The organism is Aeromonas sp. QDB23 (assembly GCF_027707745.1).
GTDB classification, from domain to species: Bacteria; Pseudomonadota; Gammaproteobacteria; order Enterobacterales; family Aeromonadaceae; genus Aeromonas; species Aeromonas allosaccharophila.
This window is the reverse complement of the sequence record NZ_JAPCJA010000011.1, coordinates 42,358-62,650: the sequence shown is the minus strand read 5'-3', so window position 1 is coordinate 62,650 and position 20,293 is coordinate 42,358. Positions and strand designations below refer to the sequence as shown.

Annotated in this window: 14 protein-coding genes and 1 pseudogene; 9 read left to right on the top strand and 6 right to left on the bottom strand. The window is 58.1% G+C overall.

Going from position 1 to position 20,293, the window contains the following annotated elements:
• Positions 1-17: 17 nt before the first annotated feature.
• Positions 18-1,202 carry an acyltransferase family protein gene (locus tag PG888_RS07340; protein ID WP_182939666.1) on the bottom strand — a complete coding sequence of 395 codons (1,185 nt, stop codon included), beginning with the start codon at positions 1,200-1,202 and terminating at the stop codon, positions 18-20.
• Positions 1,203-1,541: 339 nt separating this feature from the next.
• Complete coding sequence (locus PG888_RS07335; protein WP_182939667.1) at positions 1,542-2,732, bottom strand: class I SAM-dependent methyltransferase; 1,191 nt, start codon at positions 2,730-2,732, stop codon at positions 1,542-1,544.
• Between the two features lie 335 nt (positions 2,733-3,067).
• On the opposite strand from PG888_RS07335, the gene PG888_RS07330 reads away from it, so the two are divergent.
• Complete coding sequence (locus PG888_RS07330; RefSeq protein WP_232093644.1) at positions 3,068-4,582, top strand: flagellin N-terminal helical domain-containing protein; 1,515 nt, start codon at positions 3,068-3,070, stop codon at positions 4,580-4,582.
• A gap of 124 nt (positions 4,583-4,706) precedes the next feature.
• On the opposite strand, the gene PG888_RS07325 is transcribed toward PG888_RS07330, so the two are convergent.
• Complete coding sequence (locus tag PG888_RS07325; RefSeq protein ID WP_182939668.1) at positions 4,707-6,137, bottom strand: methyl-accepting chemotaxis protein; 1,431 nt, start codon at positions 6,135-6,137, stop codon at positions 4,707-4,709.
• Between the two features lie 121 nt (positions 6,138-6,258).
• On the opposite strand from PG888_RS07325, the gene PG888_RS07320 reads away from it, so the two are divergent.
• Together PG888_RS07320 and PG888_RS07315 are read left to right on the top strand one after the other, a co-directional pair.
• Complete coding sequence (locus tag PG888_RS07320) at positions 6,259-6,492, top strand: acylphosphatase (protein WP_270693071.1); 234 nt, start codon at positions 6,259-6,261, stop codon at positions 6,490-6,492.
• A gap of 15 nt (positions 6,493-6,507) precedes the next feature.
• Positions 6,508-7,308, top strand: a complete 801-nt coding sequence (locus PG888_RS07315; protein ID WP_270693072.1) for a CHAD domain-containing protein — start codon at positions 6,508-6,510, stop codon at positions 7,306-7,308.
• A 180-nt stretch (positions 7,309-7,488) separates the two neighbouring features.
• On the opposite strand, the gene metG is transcribed toward PG888_RS07315, so the two are convergent.
• Positions 7,489-9,522 (bottom strand): methionine--tRNA ligase, encoded by a 2,034-nt coding sequence (gene metG, locus PG888_RS07310; RefSeq protein WP_182939670.1) that lies wholly within the window; start codon positions 9,520-9,522, stop codon positions 7,489-7,491.
• A 186-nt stretch (positions 9,523-9,708) separates the two neighbouring features.
• On the opposite strand from metG, the gene apbC reads away from it, so the two are divergent.
• The 4 genes from apbC (at position 9,709) to PG888_RS07290 (ending at position 14,040) form a co-directional block, all read left to right on the top strand.
• Positions 9,709-10,791 carry an iron-sulfur cluster carrier protein ApbC gene (apbC, locus tag PG888_RS07305; RefSeq protein ID WP_005345574.1) on the top strand — a complete coding sequence of 361 codons (1,083 nt, stop codon included), beginning with the start codon at positions 9,709-9,711 and terminating at the stop codon, positions 10,789-10,791.
• Positions 10,792-10,901: 110 nt separating this feature from the next.
• Positions 10,902-11,546: a uridine kinase gene (gene udk / locus PG888_RS07300; RefSeq protein WP_005345570.1), complete on the top strand. Its 645-nt coding sequence runs from the start codon at positions 10,902-10,904 to the stop codon at positions 11,544-11,546.
• Between the two features lie 63 nt (positions 11,547-11,609).
• On the top strand, positions 11,610-12,191 hold the full coding sequence (gene dcd, locus PG888_RS07295) for a dCTP deaminase (RefSeq protein ID WP_042061717.1): 582 nt from the start codon (positions 11,610-11,612) through the stop codon (positions 12,189-12,191).
• 376 nt (positions 12,192-12,567) lie between these two features.
• Positions 12,568-14,040 (top strand): inorganic phosphate transporter, encoded by a 1,473-nt coding sequence (locus PG888_RS07290; RefSeq protein ID WP_139409088.1) that lies wholly within the window; start codon positions 12,568-12,570, stop codon positions 14,038-14,040.
• Between the two features lie 130 nt (positions 14,041-14,170).
• Here the strand turns inward: PG888_RS07290 and PG888_RS07285 are convergent.
• Both PG888_RS07285 and rne read right to left on the bottom strand, forming a co-directional pair.
• Positions 14,171-14,694 (bottom strand): annotated as a pseudogene (locus PG888_RS07285) (IS3 family transposase); the annotation flags it as partial.
• Between the two features lie 383 nt (positions 14,695-15,077).
• Entirely contained in the window at positions 15,078-18,212 is a 3,135-nt protein-coding gene (gene rne / locus PG888_RS07280; RefSeq protein WP_182939671.1) for a ribonuclease E, read from the bottom strand.
• A 414-nt stretch (positions 18,213-18,626) separates the two neighbouring features.
• Here rne and rluC point away from each other — a divergent pair, with 414 nt between their 5' ends.
• The gene (rluC, locus tag PG888_RS07275) at positions 18,627-19,571 is read left to right on the top strand and encodes a 23S rRNA pseudouridine(955/2504/2580) synthase RluC (RefSeq protein WP_204356693.1); all 945 of its coding nucleotides are present in this window, start codon (positions 18,627-18,629) and stop codon (positions 19,569-19,571) included.
• Positions 19,571-20,233, top strand: a complete 663-nt coding sequence (locus PG888_RS07270) for an HAD family hydrolase (RefSeq protein ID WP_182939672.1) — start codon at positions 19,571-19,573, stop codon at positions 20,231-20,233. The genes rluC and PG888_RS07270 overlap by 1 nt, the downstream gene beginning before the upstream one ends.
• Positions 20,234-20,293: the final 60 nt, after the last annotated feature.

Sequence of the window (20,293 nt, the reverse complement as noted above, 5' to 3'; positions counted from 1 at the left end):
AGACAGGGGGGGATAACTTATCCGGCTTGCTCCAGCGCCGGTTGCCGTGCCTTGCCCCAACGGCGCAGACGCCGTTGCAGTGGCCGCTCCAGCAGGTTGTAACTTAAAGAAGATAGCCCGATCAGTACCGCCAACATCAGCAAGGTGGCCACTACCCCCAACAGCGGGTTGGTCTGGCCATACCACCACTCGGTGAGCCCAGGCGCCAGATAGTGGATCAGCTCGCAGCCGGTGAGCAGCACCAGCGCATGCAGCAGGTAGATGGAGTAGGAGAGATCTCCCAGCCAGTTGGTGAAGCGGTTATCCAAGAGGCGCAGCAGCGGGCTCTGGCGCTCTCCTTGCGCGGCTGAAATCCAGATCAGCAGCACGTAGGAGCCGATCAGCAGCAGGGTCAGCTGCGGCGTCATGGTGAACTGCATCAGTGCGAAGGGCAGCACAAAGGCGACCAGCAGCGGCAGATCATGCTTCATCATGGGCAAGCCTTTCGCGGCCTTGACCCTCGGCAGCAGCCAGAGGCCGAGCACAAATTCACTCACCCCGCGCCCTACTGCCAGCGCGCCGCTGGTGACATCCAGCGTGCCGCGACTGTGCACGATAAAGGCCAGCACCGTCAGCGCCAGCAGGGGGGCGAAATGGCTCCAGCGACTGCGAGTCACCGCCAGCGGAATAAGCAACGGGAATAGCAGGTAACTGATCCACTCTACGCTGAGGGACCAGGCGGCGAAGTTCCAGGTCAGCCCGTGATCGGTCACCACCTGCAGCAGCAGGAAGGCGCTTGGCAGCGCTTCGGCCGGGGTGAAGGGCGAACCGAAAGGCGGCATCCCTTCCCACTCCCACATTTTGAACAAGGGGCCGGCATAGAAACCCACCCCGTGCTGCGCCTTGTAAAGTTCCCAGCCAACCAGCAATAGCAGGGTCACCAGGTAGAGGGGGTAGACACGGCTCAGCCGCAACCAGAGAAAGCGGCCATAGCCCACGGTGCGGGGCGTGCGGGTGAAGGACTCCCCATAGACATGGGCCAACACAACACCACTCAAAATAAAGAACAGATCGACCCAGAGGTAGCCGTTCTCGATGAGTTGGGTGTGGCTTGCGATCGGCTCCATCCACTGGGGAAAGAGCAATAATCGGGCATGGAACAGCACCACCATCAGGGCAGCGATGCCCCGCAGCGGCGTTAACAGCGGCAATGATTGATTCATAAGGTGATCCCTTGTGATGTTCAGCTTGGCCTGACATCGATTTTGTTGTTATGCCGCCCATCAATCCTGACGGGCGGCTGCCCTGGCTCGGCTGCCTCAGGCGGGATCACACTACGGGAAAGAGAGTCATACGGGTGTGATTTAAATCATAAATGTGCAGTTATTGTGCAAATAGATTTAAACAGAAGTGGGGCACAGGCAGGGAAAGAGGAGGAGAGGGAACACGAATAAAGCAGAGAGGGTGGTCATCTGGGCGAACGTCAGGCTCAGGCACCATACGATTCAAAACAATCAGGCCCGCAAGGGGCCTGATTGATCACAAGGGAAGATGACGGCCGATCAGCGGGCGCGCACTACCAGACCCTTGAGGTAGAAGCCTTCCGGATAGGCGGTACCGATGGGGTGATCGGAAGCCTGGGAGAGCAGCTCCAGGATCTGGGCATCGAGACCGGCATCGAGCGCCGCATCGGCAACGATCTTCTGGAACAGGCTCTGCTCCATCAGGCCGGAGCAGGAGTAGGTCAGCAGCACGCCACCCGGCGCCAACAGCTGGAACGCCAGCATGTTGATGTCCTTGTAGCCGCGGCAGGCACCCAGCAGCTGGGCCTTGCTCTCGGCGAACTTGGGCGGATCCAGCACGATGACGTCGAACTTCTCGCCCTTCTCGCGGTATTCACGCAGCAGCTTGAACACATCGTGACGGATAAACTGGGTGTTGCTGGTATCCAGCCCGTTCAGCTCGGCATTCTGGCGAGCGATATCCAGCGCATTCTGGGAGAGATCGACGTTGACCAACTCTTTGGCACCGCCCTTGAGGGCATAGACGCCAAAACCACCTGTATAGCTGAAGCAGTTGAGCACCCGCTTGCCTTCGGTGTACTTGGCGGCAGCCTGACGGTTGTCACGCTGATCCAGATAGAAGCCGGTTTTGTGGCCGTTGCGAATATCTACCAGGATCTTCACGCCGTTCTCTTCGATCACCACCAGCTCATTCGGGGTCTCGCCATAGATGACGCCGGTGCGCTCTTTCAGCCCTTCCTTCTTGCGTACCGCCACGTCAGAGCGCTCATAGATGCTGCACTCGGGGTAGAGGGTACGCAGCGCTTGCGTTATCAGCTCGCGCTGGAACTCGGCACCGGCAGAGAGGATCTGGCACACCAGAAAATCGGCATAACGGTCTATGGTCAGACCCGGCAGGCCGTCGGATTCGGCGGCGCACAGGCGATAGCCGGTGAGACCCTGACGCTTGATCAGCGGATCACGGGACTCCTGGGCATATTTGAGGCGACGGATAAAGAAGTCGAGATCGATGGTCTCCTCTTTATCGAAGGTCCAGACCCGCGCACGGATCTGGGAGCTGCCTGACCAGGCACCACGGGCGAGCCACTTGCCATCGTTGGCATAGATCTCGACGGTGTCGCCGTCAACGGGGTTGCCTTCAACCCGCTCAATCCCCTTGGAGAAGATCCAGGGATGACGGCGCAGCAGGGATTTTTCGCGGCCTTTGACGAGATAGATGAAAACGCTCATGGGTGTTTGCCGATGGTAGAAAGAAAAGGGGCCACATTCTATGTGCAATAGCGCGGCTAAGCCAGTCTTTGCTGGCAGATGACAGAGTGACACCGTTTGCACCGAGCGTTGGAGCTACATGGTTTGCAACATCTTGATGCCGGTGTTTCACGCTGCTTATTTTGTATGTCTTGGTTTATTGTGCTTGTTATTTGTTCAATGCTCGCCTTTGAATGTGTAAAAAATAGGCAAACTGGCGTTTTTATCTTTTTTGTGTGTAATTTTCTCTAAAGAGTCATTTGGTGATGTCGATAGTGGGGGAGACCATTTTGAATCTTTCCTGTATCGAGCTATCCATGTCACTCACCATCGCCACCAATATTTCTGCACTCAATGCATCACGCCACCTTGGTCAATCATCCAACACGCTGGACTCGGTATATCGACGGCTCTCATCCGGACTGCGTATCAACAGTGCCGCCGATGATGCGGCAGGCTTGCAGATCAGTAATCGCCTCACCAGCGAAGTCAACGGGACCAACACGGCGATCCGCAATGCCAACGATGGGATCTCGGTGATCAACGTGGCCGATGGTGCGCTAGATGAGTCGGTGAATCTGATGCAGCGGATGCGCACTCTGGCATTGCAGTCGGGAAGCGGTGCCAATACGGCAGAGGATCGCGTGGCCCTGAATGCCGAATTCAAGCAATTGCAGTTGGAGATGGACCGGATTGCCACAGGCACCCGGTTTGCCGGGCAGGAGCTGCTGGCGGGAAGTTACAAAGGCATCTTCTCGGTCGGTGCCTATGCAGGGCAGAATACCGTCATTACCGATCTCAATGCCCAGACCAAAAATCTGGGCGAGATGGAGTGGCAAGCCCGCAGCCCCGCAGGCAGCAAGCCGGGGGCGTATGACATTGCTGATCTCAAGCTTTCATCTCAGCCTGTCACGCTTAACGGTGTGACCTTTGACAAGGACTATTCCACCCTGGAAGCGTTCGTGGCAGATATCAATAGCACCACCTTTCCTAATAATCAGGGGCCGGTAACAGCGCAACAACTGCCATTTTCAGTTGCTTCCGCAGTCGATTTATCCGCATTACCCTCCTATATCGATGTGGCGGGTCACTCTGTGGATTTGACCACGGGCATTGATATGACCGGATGGGATCCGGTTAATCCGACAACAAAAAATAGTGCCATCATGGCAACCGTGGTTCAACGCATCAACAGTGCTGCTCAATCGGCAGGTCTGGGTTTTTATGTGAGTGCCTCCAACAACAGCAATCCCGCCAGCAATGCATTGACCATGCATAGCGCTCAGGGCAACAGCCTTGCGCTGGCCAATGGCACCACGCCCCCTCCACAGCCCGCACCACCGGCGCCTCCGGTGATCAGCAATGCTTCTCTGAGCTCTCTGTTGCCCGATGTCACACCGACAACGTATATCGGTCAGATGGAACTGCGTTCATCAGGCGACAAGTATTCCAATATTGATATGCAGGGATCGAGCTTGAATGCGCTTGGCTTTTATCAAGAGGACAAGAAGAAATATACCGTTGATAACATTGATGTTCTGAGTGACGACAACGCCAGCAGAGCCATTAAAACGCTGGATGCGGGTATGAAACAGCTGGGTGTTCAGCGCTCTCGGCTCGGCGCCCAGGCCAACGCGCTGGATTCACGGGTACGCAATCTGGCCAATGCCAATGAGAACCTCAGTGCTGCCCGCTCAAGGATCCGGGATGCCGATATGGCTGTGGAGTCGGCACGGTTGGTCAGTACCCAAATCTTGCAGCAGGCGAGCTCTTCGATTTTGAGTCAGGCAAACAGTCGCCCCAATGCGGCCCTGAGTTTGCTGCAATCCTGAGCGGGGCTGCCAGCCAACAAGTAATTGGTCGCCATTATTGGCACGATCAATAAAGAGAAGAGGCCACCCGTTGGGTGGCCTCTTCTCATATTGCCTCTTGTTACCGGGCTTATTGTGGCAAGCGTCAGAGAGTGATCCCCTTGAGTGCCTGGGTCAGCTCGGTGGCGGTGGCTTTCAGTCCCTGAGTACCGGCTACCGAGGCGCTGGCAGACTCTTCCACCTGCGCCGCTTCATGGCGTACCTGATCGAGATTGTGGGTGATCTCGGCGGCGACCGAGCTCTGCTCCTCGCTCGAGGTAGCGATCTGGGTGCTCATCTCCAGCACCGCATCGCTGTGGTTGCTCAGTTTTTCGATATCCAGCCCCACCTCGCTGATGAGCTGCTGGCTACTGGCGGCGCGGCCAACTGTCTTCTCCATGATCTCGTTGAGGGCGCCGGTACCGGTCTGCAGCTCCTCGATCATCTGCTGGATCTCCACCGTCGCCTGCTGGGTACGGCTGGCGAGGGTACGCACCTCGTCGGCCACCACCGCAAAGCCGCGACCCTGCTCACCGGCACGGGCCGCTTCGATGGCGGCGTTGAGGGCCAACAGGTTGGTCTGCTGGGAGATGGCGTTGATGACGTTGACCACTTCGTTGATCCGGTTGGCATTGTGGGTGAGCCGCTCGACCGCGCCGGAGGCGTTGCCAATCTCGTCGGCCAGGGTGCGGATCGCCTCGATGGTACGAGCTACCCGGTTGGCGCCATTGGCCGCCTCTTCACTCGATTGGCGGGTCTGCTGCAGGGTGTCGTTGGCATTGCGCGCCACTTCGCGGATCGCCGCCGACATCTGCTCCATGGCGGTGGCCAGTGAATCCATGTGCTGGCGCTGGGAGCGTGCCAGGGTCTCGCCTTCGCGGGCATGGTCACGAAACTCGTCGGCGGCCATGGTCAGCGCTTCGGCAGACTCCTCCACCAGTTTTACGATCTGGTGCTGGCGGTCGGTAAAGCGGTCGATGCTGCCCGCCAGGGTGGAGAACTCGTCGCGCACCGGGAAGAAGTTGAGACGGAAGGTGAGATCCCCGTCCGCCACGGTTTGCAGCGCCTTGTTGGTGGAGTAGAGCGCACCAGAGACAAAGGTCATCATGTAGTGGATCACCAGCGCCATCAGGGCGGCCAGTGCGCCGATCAGGGTCAGGGTCGAGCCTTGGCCGTCCCACATGGAGAGGTTGCCGGTATCGAGATCGCCGGTGACGTAGCCCGCCTGACCCGCTGGCGCGCTAAAGAGGTAGTGAGCCCCTTGCTGCTGCAACCCGCTGCTGCCTTGCTGAGTCAGACGCAGATCCGAAGGCAACACCAGGGTGGGCTGCTGGCTGATAAGCTGCGCCGTGGTCTCGACCCGTTGCTGCAACTGCGCTACCCGCAGGGAGATCTCCTGCTGATGGCTGGTCGCCAGCATGTACCAGCTGAGAAAGGCGATGATAAAGAGCGGTAACCAGAACGCGATATGGAATTTTTCACTGATGGTGAGGTGAATGAGATAGCGGTCAACCCACCGGAATTTAACTTCTTTCATAATGGAGCTGCATCCTGCAGAGATAGAGTGTCGGGCACATTATCGTCTCGGGAATTTTTTTCTTAAGCGGAAGGTGTGAGAAATGGGAGAGCAATCGTTTGTCATTCGGGTGTGGGGGTAGGTGCAGGGGGTGGGATTTCGTTACTTCACCCGTGAGCGGGCGCTGCAACTGGGTTTGCGGGGCCATGCCTACAACCTGGAGGATGGCTCGGTGGAGATCCTGATCAGCGGCCCCGCGCAGGGGGTGCAGATGATGCTGGGGTGGCTGGAGCATGGCCCGCGCACCGCCAGAGTGACCCGGATGGAGTATGAAGAGGCGCTGCCACCCACCGGTCAGGGCTTTCACACCAACTGAAGCGGCAGGGACGAGATGGACGCTGACAAGGAAGGTCTGTTGCTGACTCAGGCAAAAGTCTGGGTCACCCGTTATCAGGAGGCGGCGCGGGCGGTGCGTGAAGAGGCCAGCGAGCCGACCGTGCATGGCTACCGTATCGCGGCGCGCCGCCTGCTGGCGCTGCTCGCCCTGTGGTGGCCACTGCTCTATCACTCCGAACTGGAGCGGCGCTTGTTGCGCTCGCTCGGGCGGCTCTCGGCGCTGCGGGATGCGCAGGTCTACACCGAGCGTTTTGGCAAGCCGCCTGCCAGCACTGTTGATACCCACAAATCGACCTGCCGCGTGCCCCTGTTGTCGCGGCGACTGGCCCGCTGGCTGACAGCGGTGGCGCTGGTGCCGGATGCGCGGGTATTGGTGCCGCTCTATCAGCAACATCTGGCCCTGCGGCTTGATGAGGCGCAGTGCGCCCTCGATGAACATCCTCTCTCTGCCGGAAAATCGGCCCACACCCGTCGTCAACAGTTGCGCCGCTGGCATCGGCTGCGCCTCGAGATCAAGCAGGTCCGTTATGGCGTTGAGCTGCTGCAGGCGCTGGGGGGAGGGGATCCGGGCTGGCTGACCACCCTGACTCATTGGCAGGAGCGACTCGGCCAGTTGCAGGATTGGCGTCAATGGCGGCGGGCGTTGCGAGCAGAGCAGGGACGCCCCCACCAGCAGACGAAACTGCAGCAGCAGTTGAAGGGGAAGGTCACCGCCCGTTTGCGTCTACTGGAGTGCCAGCAGGCGGAGCTGGTGGCGCTCAAACTGGCGATGCTGGCAGGCTTACAACACGGATAAGATGCCAAGTCGGGTGGTCAGGTATTCGGACCAAAGCGCAGATCCTGCCAAGCTGAGTGGCAGAAAGCCATCCGCGACCAGCATCCACAAAAACTATCCAAGCCAAAGATGTGAGACAAAAAAAGAGAGGCCGTTTGGCCTCTCTTCTCTATCTCGCTGTGGTCGCAGTCAGCGATACGCTTACTTGACGCGCATGCCAGGCTGGGCGCCTTCCTGCGGCTCCAGGATCCAGAGATCCTTGCCGCCAGGGCCTGCGGCCAGCACCATGCCTTCGGACATGCCGAAACGCATTTTGCGCGGCGCCAGGTTGGCCACCATCACGGTCAGCTTGCCTTCCAGATCTTCCGGGTTGTAAGCGGATTTGATGCCGGCAAACACCTGACGGGTCTCACCACCGATATCCAGTTGCAGCTTGAGCAGTTTCTCGGCTTCCGGTACCGCTTCGGCCTTCTTGATCAGTGCGACGCGCAGGTCAATCTTGGCAAAGTCGTCATAGCTGATGGTTTCGCTGATGGGGTCGTCTGCCAGCGGGCCGGTCACTTTCGGTGCCTGCTCTTTGGCCAGATCTTCCTTGGAGGCTTCTACCATGGCTTCTACCTTGGCTGGCTCGATGCGGGAGAAGAGCGCCTTGAACGGGGTCAGCTGATGGTTGGTCAATGGCTGGGCCACGCCATCCCAGGAGAGGGTTTCACCCAGGAAGGCTTCGGCACGCTCGGCGAGCAGCGGCATCACCGGCTTGAGGTAAGCCATCAGCACGCGGAACAGGTTGATACCGACGGAGCAGACTTCCTGCAGCTGGGCGTCAGCCCCTTCCTGCTTGGCGATGACCCAGGGAGCCTTGTCATCCACGTAGCGGTTGGCTTTGTCGGCCAGCGCCATGATTTCGCGGATGGCGCGGCTGAATTCGCGTGCCTCATAGGCCTCGGCGATGGTAGTACGGGCGTTGGCAAACTCGGCGTAGAGCTCGGGCTCGGCGCAGGTGGCCGCCAGCTTGCCGTCGAAACGCTTGGCGATGAAACCGGCGTTGCGGGAGGCGAGGTTGACCAGCTTGTTGACCACGTCAGCGTTGACGCGAGCGACGAAGTCATCGAGGTTCAGGTCCAGATCGTCGATGCGGCTGTTGAGCTTGGCAGCGTAGTAGTAGCGCAGGCACTCCGGATCCAGGTGGTTCAGGTAGGTGGATGCCTTGATGAAGGTGCCCTTGGATTTGGACATCTTGGCGCCGTTGACGGTCACATAGCCGTGCACGTTGACCTTGGTCGGCTTGCGGAAGTTGGCACCTTCCAGCATGGATGGCCAGAACAGGCAGTGGAAGTAGGCGATATCTTTACCGATGAAGTGGTAGAGCTCGGCGCTGGAGTCTTTGCTCCAGTAGCTGTCAAAGTCGATGTCGCCGCGCTTGTTGCACAGGTTCTTGAAAGAGGCCATGTAGCCGATGGGGGCATCGAGCCAGACGTAGAAGAACTTGCCCGGTGCGCCGGGGATTTCGAAACCGAAATAGGGAGCGTCACGGGTGATGTCCCACTGCTGCAGGCCGCTCTCGAACCACTCCTGCATCTTGTTGGCCATCTCTTCCTGAATGGCGCCGGAGCCGCGTACCCACTCAGAGAGCCATTTTTCAAACTGCGGCAGGTCGAAGAAGAAGTGCTCGGAGTCCTTCATCACCGGAGTCGCGCCGGAGACGGCGGATTTCGGATCAATCAGCTCGGTCGGGCTGTAGGTGGCGCCGCAGCTATCGCAGTTGTCACCGTACTGTTCCGGGGATTTGCACTTGGGGCAGGTACCCTTGACGAAACGGTCCGGCAGGAACATCGATTTTTCCGGATCGAACAGCTGGGTAATGGTGCGGCCCTTGATAAAGCCACCGTCTTTCAGACGACCGTAGATCAGTTCCGCCAGCTCGCGGTTTTCGTCGCTGTGGGTGGAGTGATAGTTGTCAAAGCTGATGTTGAAACCGGCGAAATCGGTCTGGTGCTCTTTGGAGACGGCCGCAATCATCTCTTCCGGGGTGATCCCCATCTGTTGCGCTTTGAGCATGATCGGGGTGCCGTGGGCATCATCGGCACAGATGAAGTGCACCTGATGACCGCGCATTCGCTGATAACGAACCCAGATATCGGCCTGGATGTGTTCCAGCATGTGGCCAAGATGGATGGAGCCATTGGCATAGGGGAGGGCGCAGGTTACCAGCATTTTACGAGGATCAGTTGCCATATTACGTTCTTGATGTGCTTGTTGGGATGATAGAGTGCCGTGCATGTTACCCGAATTGGGGGTAGCCTGCCTAGGGTTGTGGCTGTGCCGACCTTGGCAGAACCTGCCGTGACGATGGCAGGCAAGCCACTGATTTGTGTGCGGTAACCGTTCACCTCAAGATAAAGACAAGATAATGAGGAGTTAATGGTGATTGATTCAGTAAAACAGATCCTCGCCGAATTTAAGCCAGCAGGCTGGCACAAGGATCTGGTGGATGCCGGATTCGTTCGCGAGATCATCAATCAGGGTCAGGGGCTTACTATCCGGCTGGTATTGCCGTTTGCCGGTCTCTCGCTGCTCGATCAGCTCAAAGAAAACTACGATGCCAGGCTGCGCAGCGCCACGGGTGCCGCCCGTATCGACTGGGCACTGGAGATTGATGTCGCCAGCATGCCGCGGGCGCAAGGGCTCAATGCCGTGCAAGGGATCCGCAACATCATCGTGGTTGCCTCCGGCAAGGGGGGGGTGGGCAAATCCACCACCGCGGTCAACCTGGCGCTGGCCCTGCAAAAAGAGGGGGCGCGGGTCGCCATTCTCGATGCCGATATCTATGGCCCCTCCATTCCCACCATGATGGGCACCCTCAAGGAGCGCCCGGTCAGTCATGACGGCAAGCTGATGGAGCCGGTGATGGCCTGTGGCCTCAAGAGCAACAGTATCGGCTATCTGGTCTCCGAGCAGGATGCCACCATCTGGCGTGGCCCGATGGCGAGCAAGGCGCTGGCGCAGATCCTCCATGAGACCCGTTGGGGTGAAGTGGATTATCTGGTGGTGGACATGCCGCCGGGTACTGGCGACATCCAGCTCACCATGGCCCAGCAGGTGCCCACTTCGGCGGCAGTGATCGTCACAACCCCGCAAGATGTGGCGCTGGCCGATGCCCGCAAGGGGATCGCCATGTTCAACAAGGTCAATGTGCCGGTGCTCGGCATCATCGAGAACATGAGTTACCACGTCTGCAGCGCCTGCGGTCACCATGAACCGCTGTTCGGTACCGGTGGTGGCCAGAAGATGGCAGAGCAGTATCAAGTGGCGCTGCTTGGCCAGCTGCCGCTGCACATCGATATCCGCCAGCACATGGATGATGGCTGCCCGACGGTGTTCGGCGCACCGGAAGGAAGCCTGGCTCAGGCCTATTTGAAACTGGCGCGCAGGGTAGGGGCTGAACTCTTTTTCAGCGCAAAACCGATTGCGACCCCCCTCTATGCCATGGCACTGGATGAATAATCGGCTATCGGTCACTTGAAAGGGAATTGAGGGTGGGCATGACCCACCCTTTTTTATATAATGGATCGGTTTAAACCATCCCCACTGCTCTTCTCTTTTAGGTATTTGTCATGTCTGATACTCAACATTCGTGTGTGATCATCGGTATTGCGGGCGCATCTGCGTCTGGCAAAAGTCTTATCGCCCAGACCATTTATGAAGAGCTGGTGGCCGAACTGGGCGCAGGTCAGATTGGTGTGATCACCGAAGATTGCTACTACCGTGATCAGACCCACCTGACCATGGAAGAACGGGTCAAGACCAACTATGACCACCCCAATGCGCTGGACCACGACCTGCTGGTACAGCACCTGAGCCAGCTGGTCAAAGGTGATGCGGTCGCCATTCCCCAGTACTCCTACACCGAACATACCCGGATGAGCGAAGTGACCCCGTTTGCGCCGCGCCGGGTGATCATTCTGGAAGGGATCCTGCTGCTGACCGACAGCCGTCTGCGGGATCTGATGGATGCCTCCATCTTCATGGATACCCCGCTCGACATCTGCCTGCTGCGCCGTCTGGTGCGTGACGTGCAGGAGCGTGGCCGTACCATGGACTCCGTGCTCAAGCAGTATCAGAAGACGGTGCGTCCGATGTTCCTGCAGTTTATCGAGCCGTCCAAACAGTATGCCGATGTGATCGTGCCCCGTGGGGGCAAGAACCGCATCGCCATCGACATGCTCAAGGCGCGTATTCGCCACATGTTGATTGGTTAAGATGAAACAAGCCGGGTGATGCCCGGCTTTTTTAAAAGCACAATTTGTCAGGAGAGTCGCCCAATGCGTCTGTGTGATACCGATATTGAACGCCATCTGGATGAAGGCAAGATCGTCATTGAGCCACGGCCCGGGGTAGAGCGGATCAGTGGTGTCAGTGTCGATGTGCTGCTGGGTAACGAGTTTCGGGTGTTTCGCGATCATACCGCTCCCTATATTGATCTGAGCGGTCCGAGCAGCGAGATGGCCGATGCCATCGATCGGGTGATGAGTGACGAAATCCACGTCCCCGATGGTGAAGCCTTCTATCTGCATCCGGGACAGTTGGCGCTGGCGGTGACCTATGAATCCGTCACCCTGCCTGCCGATATCGTCGGCTGGCTGGATGGCCGCTCGTCATTGGCGCGCCTGGGTCTGATGGTGCATGTGACCGCGCACCGCATCGATCCGGGTTGGTCCGGTCGCATCGTGCTGGAGTTCTACAACGGCGGCAAACTGCCGCTGGCGCTGCGCCCGAAGATGAAGATCGGCGCCTTGAACTTCGAGATGCTCTCCGGCGCCGCCGCCCGTCCGTACAACAAGCGGGAAAATGCCAAGTACAAGAGCCAGCAGGGCGCTGTTGCCAGCCGCATAAATCAGGACTGATAACAGGTCTTACTACAACGATTCAAGGGAGCACAAGGTGCTCCCTTTTTGCATCTGGAATCAAACGGGTATGGGGTTTGAGGTGCTGGTCGGATGAGATTGGCGGGGAAGGGGTGTTTTATCACCATTTTTACCCATTTTCTGTCATAAAAACGTCATAAAAATGAAATTATTGGCTTAAATATCAGCTATTTTTGTCCTTTCCCGCAATCATCGATGGCTTTAATTAATCGGTGGCAAGCCGCATAAAGACTGGCTCTAGGATATTTTTTACCAAAAAGCTCTTTTTTTTTATGGCTGAAATATTTCAATGGTGGCTATGGTGTTGGCCGCCATCTGGCATAATCCGCCGCAACTCATAAACAGGCTTTTTTTTATGTTTGAAATGTTTAGTGGTTTGGGTTTGTGGTGGTCAATCGGTTTGGTATTGGCCGTTTTTTTTGTGCTTGCCTATGAATTTATCAACGGCTTTCACGATACCGCCAACGCGGTAGCAACGGTTATCTATACCAAGGCGATGCCGGCTCACCTGGCGGTGGTCGCATCGGGGATCTTCAACTTTTTCGGCGTCATGTTCGGCGGTTTGGGTGTGGCCTATGCCATTGTCCATCTGCTGCCCATCGACCTGCTGCTTGGGATGGATTCCACCCAAGGGTTGATCATGGTCTTCTCCTTGCTGTTTTCCGCCATCGTGTGGAACCTGGGTACCTGGTTCTTCGGGATCCCGGCCTCCAGTTCACATACCTTGATCGGTTCCATTCTGGGGGTAGGCGGCGCCTATGCCTGGATCACCCATAAACCGGTGACAGAGGGGATCAACGTGGGCAAAGCGATCGACATCATGCTTTCCCTCATTATCTCTCCCACCATCGGTTTCATCATCGCGGCGCTGCTGCTGCTGGCGATGAAGCGCATCTGGACCAGCAACAAGATCCACAAGACGCCGGAAGAGCGTCAGCTGGTGGATGGCAAGAAACACCCGCCGTTCTGGGCGCGTCTGACCCTGGTGGCCTCTGCCATGGGCGTCAGCTTCGTGCACGGCTCCAACGATGGCCAGAAGGGCATCGGTCTGGTGATGCTGGTGCTGATCTGCATGGCGCCCGCCTATTTTGCACTGGACATGAGCAGCCGCTCCTATGATCTGGACCGGACCCAGGATGCCAACCAGCGCATCATGGAGATCTACCAGCGCAACCAGCCCGCCCTCTCTGGCGTCATCAACTTCTCTGCACCGGTAACGGCTCAGGAAGAGCTGATGACCCACTGCTCCGCCGATGGCGTGTTGCAGGCGATGGCTACCCTGGATGCCCGTCTGGCTGCGGTGCGTACTTATGATCAGATGAGCCTGACTGATCGCCGTGAAGTGCGTCGTCTGCTGCTCTGTATCGATGACACCGCCCGCAAGGCTGCCAAGCTGCCGCTGCCCGCCAAGGAGCTGACCGATCTGGCCAAATGGCGCAAGGATCTGACCGCGACCGCTGAATATGCACCGACCTGGGTGATCGTCTCCATCGCGCTGGCGCTGGGTTGCGGCACCATGGTGGGCTGGCGTCGTATCGTCCATACCGTGGGCGAGAAGATCGGTACCACCGGCATGACCTACAGCCAGGGCATCGCGGCCCAGATCACGGCTGCAACCTCCATCGGGGTCGCCAGTCTGACCGGTATGCCGGTGTCCACCACCCACATCCTCTCCTCTGCGGTGGCGGGTACCATGATTGCCAACAAATCCGGCCTGCAGAGCCAGACCATCAAGACCATACTGATGGCCTGGGTGTTGACCCTGCCGCTGACCATGCTGCTCTCCGGCGGCCTGTTCATCGTCAGCCACCATCTGTTTGGTGGATAACATCGTTACTTTTTTTTAAAGGGCCTGCGGGCCCTTTTTTCATATCTGCGATTGAATCACCTCTGGTTTTCTAGACACTCTTTTGCTGAAAAATAAACCGCCTTTCAATCTCTACCGGCGGCTGTAGTGGTCAACTAAATCCGGACACTTGGCTAGGCCGAACCTCGGCTTTTGCTGGCGGGATCCCGTCATTGTGTTGATATGGACGCCGCCAGTTGTAGTAATCCATCAGGTAATAACTGATATCCCTCATTGCTTCCCACAGACCCATGTATCCCGTTGCCGGAGCTACTCTGACTTCAGGCTTCTGAACAACCGCTCCATCGGGGCGTTATCCCAACAGTTACCACGGCGACTCAGATAGCGCCACAGTCGTTGCCGAAATGCCCGACTGCCGTATTGGCTACCCTACTCGGAGTAAAACAGCACGCCTGATAGGCCATCTCCAGTGCTTTGATTGCCAACTCTGCATCAGGTTTGTCAGACATCGCCCAGCCGGCGACCCGCCAAGTATGACCGGCGCAACTCGCTGCGTTGCTGTATCCGCTCACGGTTAATCGTCCGCTTGCGAGCCAGATAGTCGTAAAAACAGGATGTTGGAACACCGAAAGCACAGCAGACCAGGGTGATGGGAGCTTGCTCTCTTAATTGGTCTGGTGGCGACTGTACCACCTAAAATGGTGTCCGGGATGATTAGACCAAACAGCAACCACCACCAAGTCTGCCGTCATGCGTGGTTTCATTGAATTCAATCTTTAAAACGGTCATCCGAATGATTGCCGTATGCCAACAAACAAAAGTCTGCTCTAACTATATCAATTGGCATGATGCTGAACATGAGCGCTTTGAATAGGCGCTCTCGGGGATATCCAAGGCGCAAATATGCGTGGAAGCTGGGGGCGGTGAAAGAGAAATAACAAAGGGAGGGCGTGAGTCTCAACGAGGGGCTCGTTGGAGCTATAAGAGGATAGGGAAGAGAGTAATAAAAAAGCCACACCGATTGGTGTGGCTTTGATTAACGGGCTAACCCGGATCGGTTACGGACGACCAGCAGGGCTGGTAGCCACGTTGACGGCAGCTGTGCTACCACCATGACGACCGGATGTGCTCACCTCGTTGCGTACCAGCGGCGGGTGGTTAACCGGCTCACGAGCAGGCAGGGCAGGGGCTTCGGCAGGAGTTGCCATCGGCGCTGATGCCTTGCGAGCACGAGCCAGCAAGCCAGCACCGTGTACTACCTGTTTGGTGACAACCGGCGCCTCTTCCACCACAACCGCAGCCACGGCAGCCGGGGTTTCGATGACAGCAGCAGGAGCTGGTGTTTCAACAACAGCGGCGACAGGTGTGGCTTCCACAACAGGGGCTGTTACGGCCGGTGCTTCTTCAACAACCGGGGCCGTTTCAACAACGTGTGCGGTTTCAACCACGGTGGCGGTGACCACTTCGGCAACCGGCGCAGCAACAACGGCTACTTCTGGCTCTGCGGCAACTACAACCTCAGCGACAGCTTCAACAACCGGGCTGGTAGCAACATCGGCTTGAGTTGCTGCAACCAGGGCAGTGGCCTGCTCGGCAGCTTCTTCGGCAATGGCTTCAGCAACGACGTGCTCGGTCAGCGCGGAAGAGGCCTGAAGGGCGGCAGCAATGGCTTCCGCGCTCGGGATGGTGACCACGGGTACTACCGGCTCTTCGGCTTTTACCTTGGCAGCATCAGCCTGAGCAGCGGTAGTGAGCTGGCCTTCTGTCGCGGGTTGCTCTTCATCACGCTGGCTGCGGGCATCTTCGTTGATGCGCTTGCGACGCTGGCCTTCGATACGCTGGGTACGCGGAGTGCGACGTGAACGGCGTTGCCCTTCACTCTGCTCTTCCTGCTCGTTACCCACTGCATCGATTACCTCAGCTTGCACTGCTGCATCGTCAACCGGCCGGGCAGGGGTGTCAGCAGCGGCGACATCGACGCGGATCTGCTTGCGCAGTTGGCGACGTTCGCGGCGCTCGGCCACTTTCTGCTCTTTTTCCTGACGTGGCTCGATGGCGACTGCATCAACGGCTTCTACCGCTTCAACAACGACCTCGGCGCGCGGCTCACGGGGAGCACGCGGTTCACGGGCCGGACGTGGCGCACGCTCTTGACGAGGTTCGCGAGGCTCGCGTTCCTGACGGGGTTCACGTTCCATGCGCTGTTCGCTGCGCACTTCACCACGGGTCTCGTTACGGGCTTCACGTTCCTGACGAGGCTCACGCTCTTTACGGGGACGGCGATTGCGGTTTTCACCCGCTTCGCGGTTGCCACCTTCACGCTTCTCGCCAGCTTCCGCATTGTTGCGGTTGTTGCGATTGTCGTCACGACGGGGACGCTGGCCACGGGCGCGGGTCTCATCACGCTGGTGACGATGACCTTCCTCTTTGCGAGCTTCACGCGCGGCCGGTTTCTCGGCTGACGCTTTCACTTCGGCAGGGGCTGCATCGCTGCTGAACAGGCCGGTAATGCCTTTGATCAGCTTGCTGAAGAAACCGGCTTCGGCAGGGGCCGCAGCAACGGGCGCCACAGGCTGTTGCGGTGCAACAGGAGCCGGTTGTGCCGGTTGGGCAAAGCCTTGCAACAGCGGTTGCTCACGCTCGATCACCTGGGCCTGTTTCGGCTGGTAGGTCGGCTTGGCAATTTCGGTTTTCAGCTCGTAGCTGGCCGCTTCCGGGATCTCGTTCTGACGAATGCGGGTTACTTCGTAGTGCGGGGTTTCCAGATGCTGGTTCGGAATGATGTAAACACGCACATCATTGCGCTGCTCCAGACTGGCGATGGCGGCACGCTTCTCGTTAAGCAGATAGGCGGCAACATCCACCGGCACCTGGCCGTGAACCTGCTCGGTGTTGTCCTTCATTGCCTCTTCTTCGATGAGACGCAGGATGGACAGGGCGAGGGATTCGTTGTCACGGATGACCCCTTGACCCTGGCAACGGGGGCAGATATGGCTGCTGGACTCGTTGAGGGAGGGGCGCAGACGCTGGCGAGACATCTCCAGCAGACCGAAACGGGAGATCCGGCCCAGCTGGATGCGGGCCCTGTCCTGATGCACCGCTTCACGCAGACGGTTTTCCACTTCGCGTTGATGGCGAACCGGGGTCATGTCGATGAAGTCGATAACGATCAGGCCACCCAGGTCGCGCAGACGCAATTGACGGGCAATTTCGTCGGCCGCTTCCAGGTTGGTTTGCAGCGCAGTCTCTTCGATATCGCCGCCCTTGGTGGCGCGGGAGGAGTTGATATCGATGGATGTCAGGGCTTCGGTCGGATCGATAACGATGCTGCCGCCGGAGGGGAGGCGCACTTCACGCTGGAAGGCTGATTCGATCTGGCTCTCAATCTGGAAGTGGTTGAACAGGGCAACTTCACCCTTGTACAGCTTCACACGGTTGAGGAAATCGGGGCGAACCAGTTCGATATGGGCTCTGGCACGTTCGAAAATCACCGGATCGTCGATCAGGATCTCGCCCACATCGCGACGCAGATAGTCACGGATGGCGCGCACGATCACGTTGCTTTCCTGGTGGATCAGCACGGGAGCTGTACGCTCTTGTGACGCCTTGTGGATGGAGTCCCAGTGGTTGAGCAGAACGTTCAGATCCCACTCCAGCTCTTCCGGAGACTTGCCCACACCGGCTGTACGCACGATCAGGCCCATGCCTTCCGGCACGGTCAATCCGCTCAGGGCTTCTTTCAGTTCGGTCCGCTCATCACCCTCGATGCGGCGGGAGATACCACCGGCACGGGGGTTGTTGGGCATCAGCACCAAGTAGCTACCGGCCAAGCTGATAAAGGTGGTGAGGGCTGCACCCTTGGTGCCACGCTCTTCCTTGTCGATCTGGACGATAACTTCCTGACCTTCACGGACCACTTCTTTGATGTTGGGACGACCCTGATAGGAGTAACCGGAGGGGAAGTAATTGCGGGCGATCTCCTTCAACGGCAGGAAACCGTGGCGCTCGGCGCCATAGTCAACAAAAGCAGCTTCAAGGCTGGGTTCTACGCGGGTGATCTTACCCTTGTAAATGTTCGCTTTCTTCTGCTCGTGTCCCGGACTTTCAATATCCAAATCGTAGAGCTGTTGTCCGTCAACCAGCGCTACGCGCAACTCCTCTTCTTGAGTTGCGTTGATAAGCATTCTTTTCATTGAGTTCTCATTATTGTGTCATTTTGATTTCCTCCATCTGGGGTCCTGCCGGCGCCGGCCTCGGGTCTTCAGCATACTGGGGCAACCTCCCGGTTGGGGTATGCATGAGGCGCAAACTAAGGGCGCTCTGGTCATCACTTCTCGAGAAGGGATGAATAAGGATGCCGAAATGGAGACAAATAAACGGTAATGTTTGTGTTCTCCATGCGTTGTACCTCGCACCCGGGAACCGTCATGTTCTTGTATACACGGTGTTTCGGGATTGGGTGGCATACTTTTTGGCCACTTAGTACAAGGCTTGAACACAATGACAAAACCTTGTTTATTATCCCATTTAAACCTCTTTTATAGCAAGGCGCCATTTTTCAACAAACCATGCAGCCAAGGGGCGCTGGCAGTGTTAAAATCCGCGCCATGACACAGATACAACAACAAGTGCAGCTGCTCACCATCGAAGCTGAGCATGAAGGGCAGCGCATCGACAATTTTCTCAAGACTCAGCTAAAGGGCGTCCCCAAGAGCCTGATCTATCGCATCCTTCGCAAAGGCGAAGTGCGGGTAAACAAAAAGCGCATCAAACCGGAGTACAAACTCTGCGCGGGTGACGAGGTGCGGGTCCCCCCCGTACGCGTTGCCGAGAAGAATGAGCTGCCATCGGCCAACCTCGGTGTTATCCAGCGTCTGGAGAGTCAGATCCTGTTCGAAGACGATGCCATGATCGTGCTGAACAAGCCCTCCGGCATGGCCGTGCACGGTGGCAGCGGGCTGAGCTTTGGCGTCATCGAAGGGCTGCGCGCCCTGCGTCCGGAAGCCCGCTTCCTCGAACTGGTGCACCGGCTCGACCGCGACACCTCCGGCGTGCTACTGGTTGCCAAGAAGCGCAGCGCCCTGCGCAGCCTGCATGAGCAGCTGCGCGTCAAGACCATGCGCAAGCAGTATCTGGCGCTGGTACGTGGCAAGTGGCAAGCCCACGTCAAGGTAGTCAACGCCCCGCTGCGCAAGAACGATCTGCAATCCGGTGAACGGGTTGTGCGGGTCAGTGCCGATGGCAAGCCCTCCGAAACCCGGTTCCGCATCGTGCGTCAATTTGCCGAAGCGACCCTGGTCGAGTGCAGCCCCATCACCGGCCGTACCCACCAGATCCGCGTGCATACCCTGCATGCCGGTCACCCGATCGCCTGTGACGATAAGTACGGTGAAGCGGCGTTTGACGAGAAAATGCGCAGCCAAGGACTGAAACGGCTCTTTTTGCATGCCTGGAAGTTGAGCTTCACCCATCCGGCCGATGGGCGCGAGATGCAGGTGGAAGCCCCCCTTGCACCCGAGCTTGACGGTTTCCTGGAAAAGCTGGCGCACTAATGCAAGATATCCGGCTCGCCATTTTCGATTGGGACGGTACCCTGATGGATTCAGTGGGCCGGATTGTTGCCTGTGTGCAAGGGGCCGCCAGAGATTGTGAGCTGGCGGTGCCTACGCCAACCCAGATCCGGCAGATCATCGGATTGAGCCTCGATGTCGCCATGTCCCGTCTGTTCCCCTTATGCAGTGACAGTGGAGCTACCAGCGATGAGCGCCAGATTGCCGCACTCATCGATCGCTATCGTCATCACTATCTGCACGATGCCACCCCCAGCCCGCTGTTCGCCGGGGCAGGGGAGTTGCTGCATGACTGGCAGTCACAGGGGCTGCAACTGGCGGTCGCCACCGGTAAATCACGCCGAGGGCTGGATCGGGTATTGGATGAGACCGGACTGCGCCCGCTGTTTGTTACCAGTCGCGGCGCCGATGAGGCCAACTCCAAACCCGATCCGTTGATGCTTGAGCAGATCCTGGCCGAGCTGGGGCTGTCACCCCGACAGGCGGTGATGATCGGTGACTCAGTGCACGATATGGCGATGGCCGAGGCGATCGCCATGCCGCGCATTGGCGTCTCCTGGGGGGTGGATAGCCGTGATGCCCTCGGTCGTCACGGGCCTGTGGCGGTGGTGGACTCCATGGCGGCGCTCAGGGCGCTGTTGTGACCCACTCCTTGCGAGCTACAGGGAGCTGATCGATACAAAATGAGCCCGGCCAATTGGCCG

Coding starts and splice junctions, on each gene's coding strand:
- PG888_RS07340 (WP_182939666.1), bottom strand. CDS start 1,202: ATGAATCAATCATTGCCGCTGTTAACGCCGCTGCGGGGCATCGCTGCC.
- PG888_RS07335 (WP_182939667.1), bottom strand. CDS start 2,732: ATGAGCGTTTTCATCTATCTCGTCAAAGGCCGCGAAAAATCCCTGCTG.
- PG888_RS07330 (WP_232093644.1), top strand. CDS start 3,068: ATGTCACTCACCATCGCCACCAATATTTCTGCACTCAATGCATCACGC.
- PG888_RS07325 (WP_182939668.1), bottom strand. CDS start 6,137: ATGAAAGAAGTTAAATTCCGGTGGGTTGACCGCTATCTCATTCACCTC.
- PG888_RS07315 (WP_270693072.1), top strand. CDS start 6,508: ATGGACGCTGACAAGGAAGGTCTGTTGCTGACTCAGGCAAAAGTCTGG.
- metG (WP_182939670.1), bottom strand. CDS start 9,522: ATGGCAACTGATCCTCGTAAAATGCTGGTAACCTGCGCCCTCCCCTAT.
- apbC (WP_005345574.1), top strand. CDS start 9,709: ATGGTGATTGATTCAGTAAAACAGATCCTCGCCGAATTTAAGCCAGCA.
- udk (WP_005345570.1), top strand. CDS start 10,902: ATGTCTGATACTCAACATTCGTGTGTGATCATCGGTATTGCGGGCGCA.
- dcd (WP_042061717.1), top strand. CDS start 11,610: ATGCGTCTGTGTGATACCGATATTGAACGCCATCTGGATGAAGGCAAG.
- PG888_RS07290 (WP_139409088.1), top strand. CDS start 12,568: ATGTTTGAAATGTTTAGTGGTTTGGGTTTGTGGTGGTCAATCGGTTTG.
- rne (WP_182939671.1), bottom strand. CDS start 18,212: ATGAAAAGAATGCTTATCAACGCAACTCAAGAAGAGGAGTTGCGCGTA.
- rluC (WP_204356693.1), top strand. CDS start 18,627: ATGACACAGATACAACAACAAGTGCAGCTGCTCACCATCGAAGCTGAG.
- PG888_RS07270 (WP_182939672.1), top strand. CDS start 19,571: ATGCAAGATATCCGGCTCGCCATTTTCGATTGGGACGGTACCCTGATG.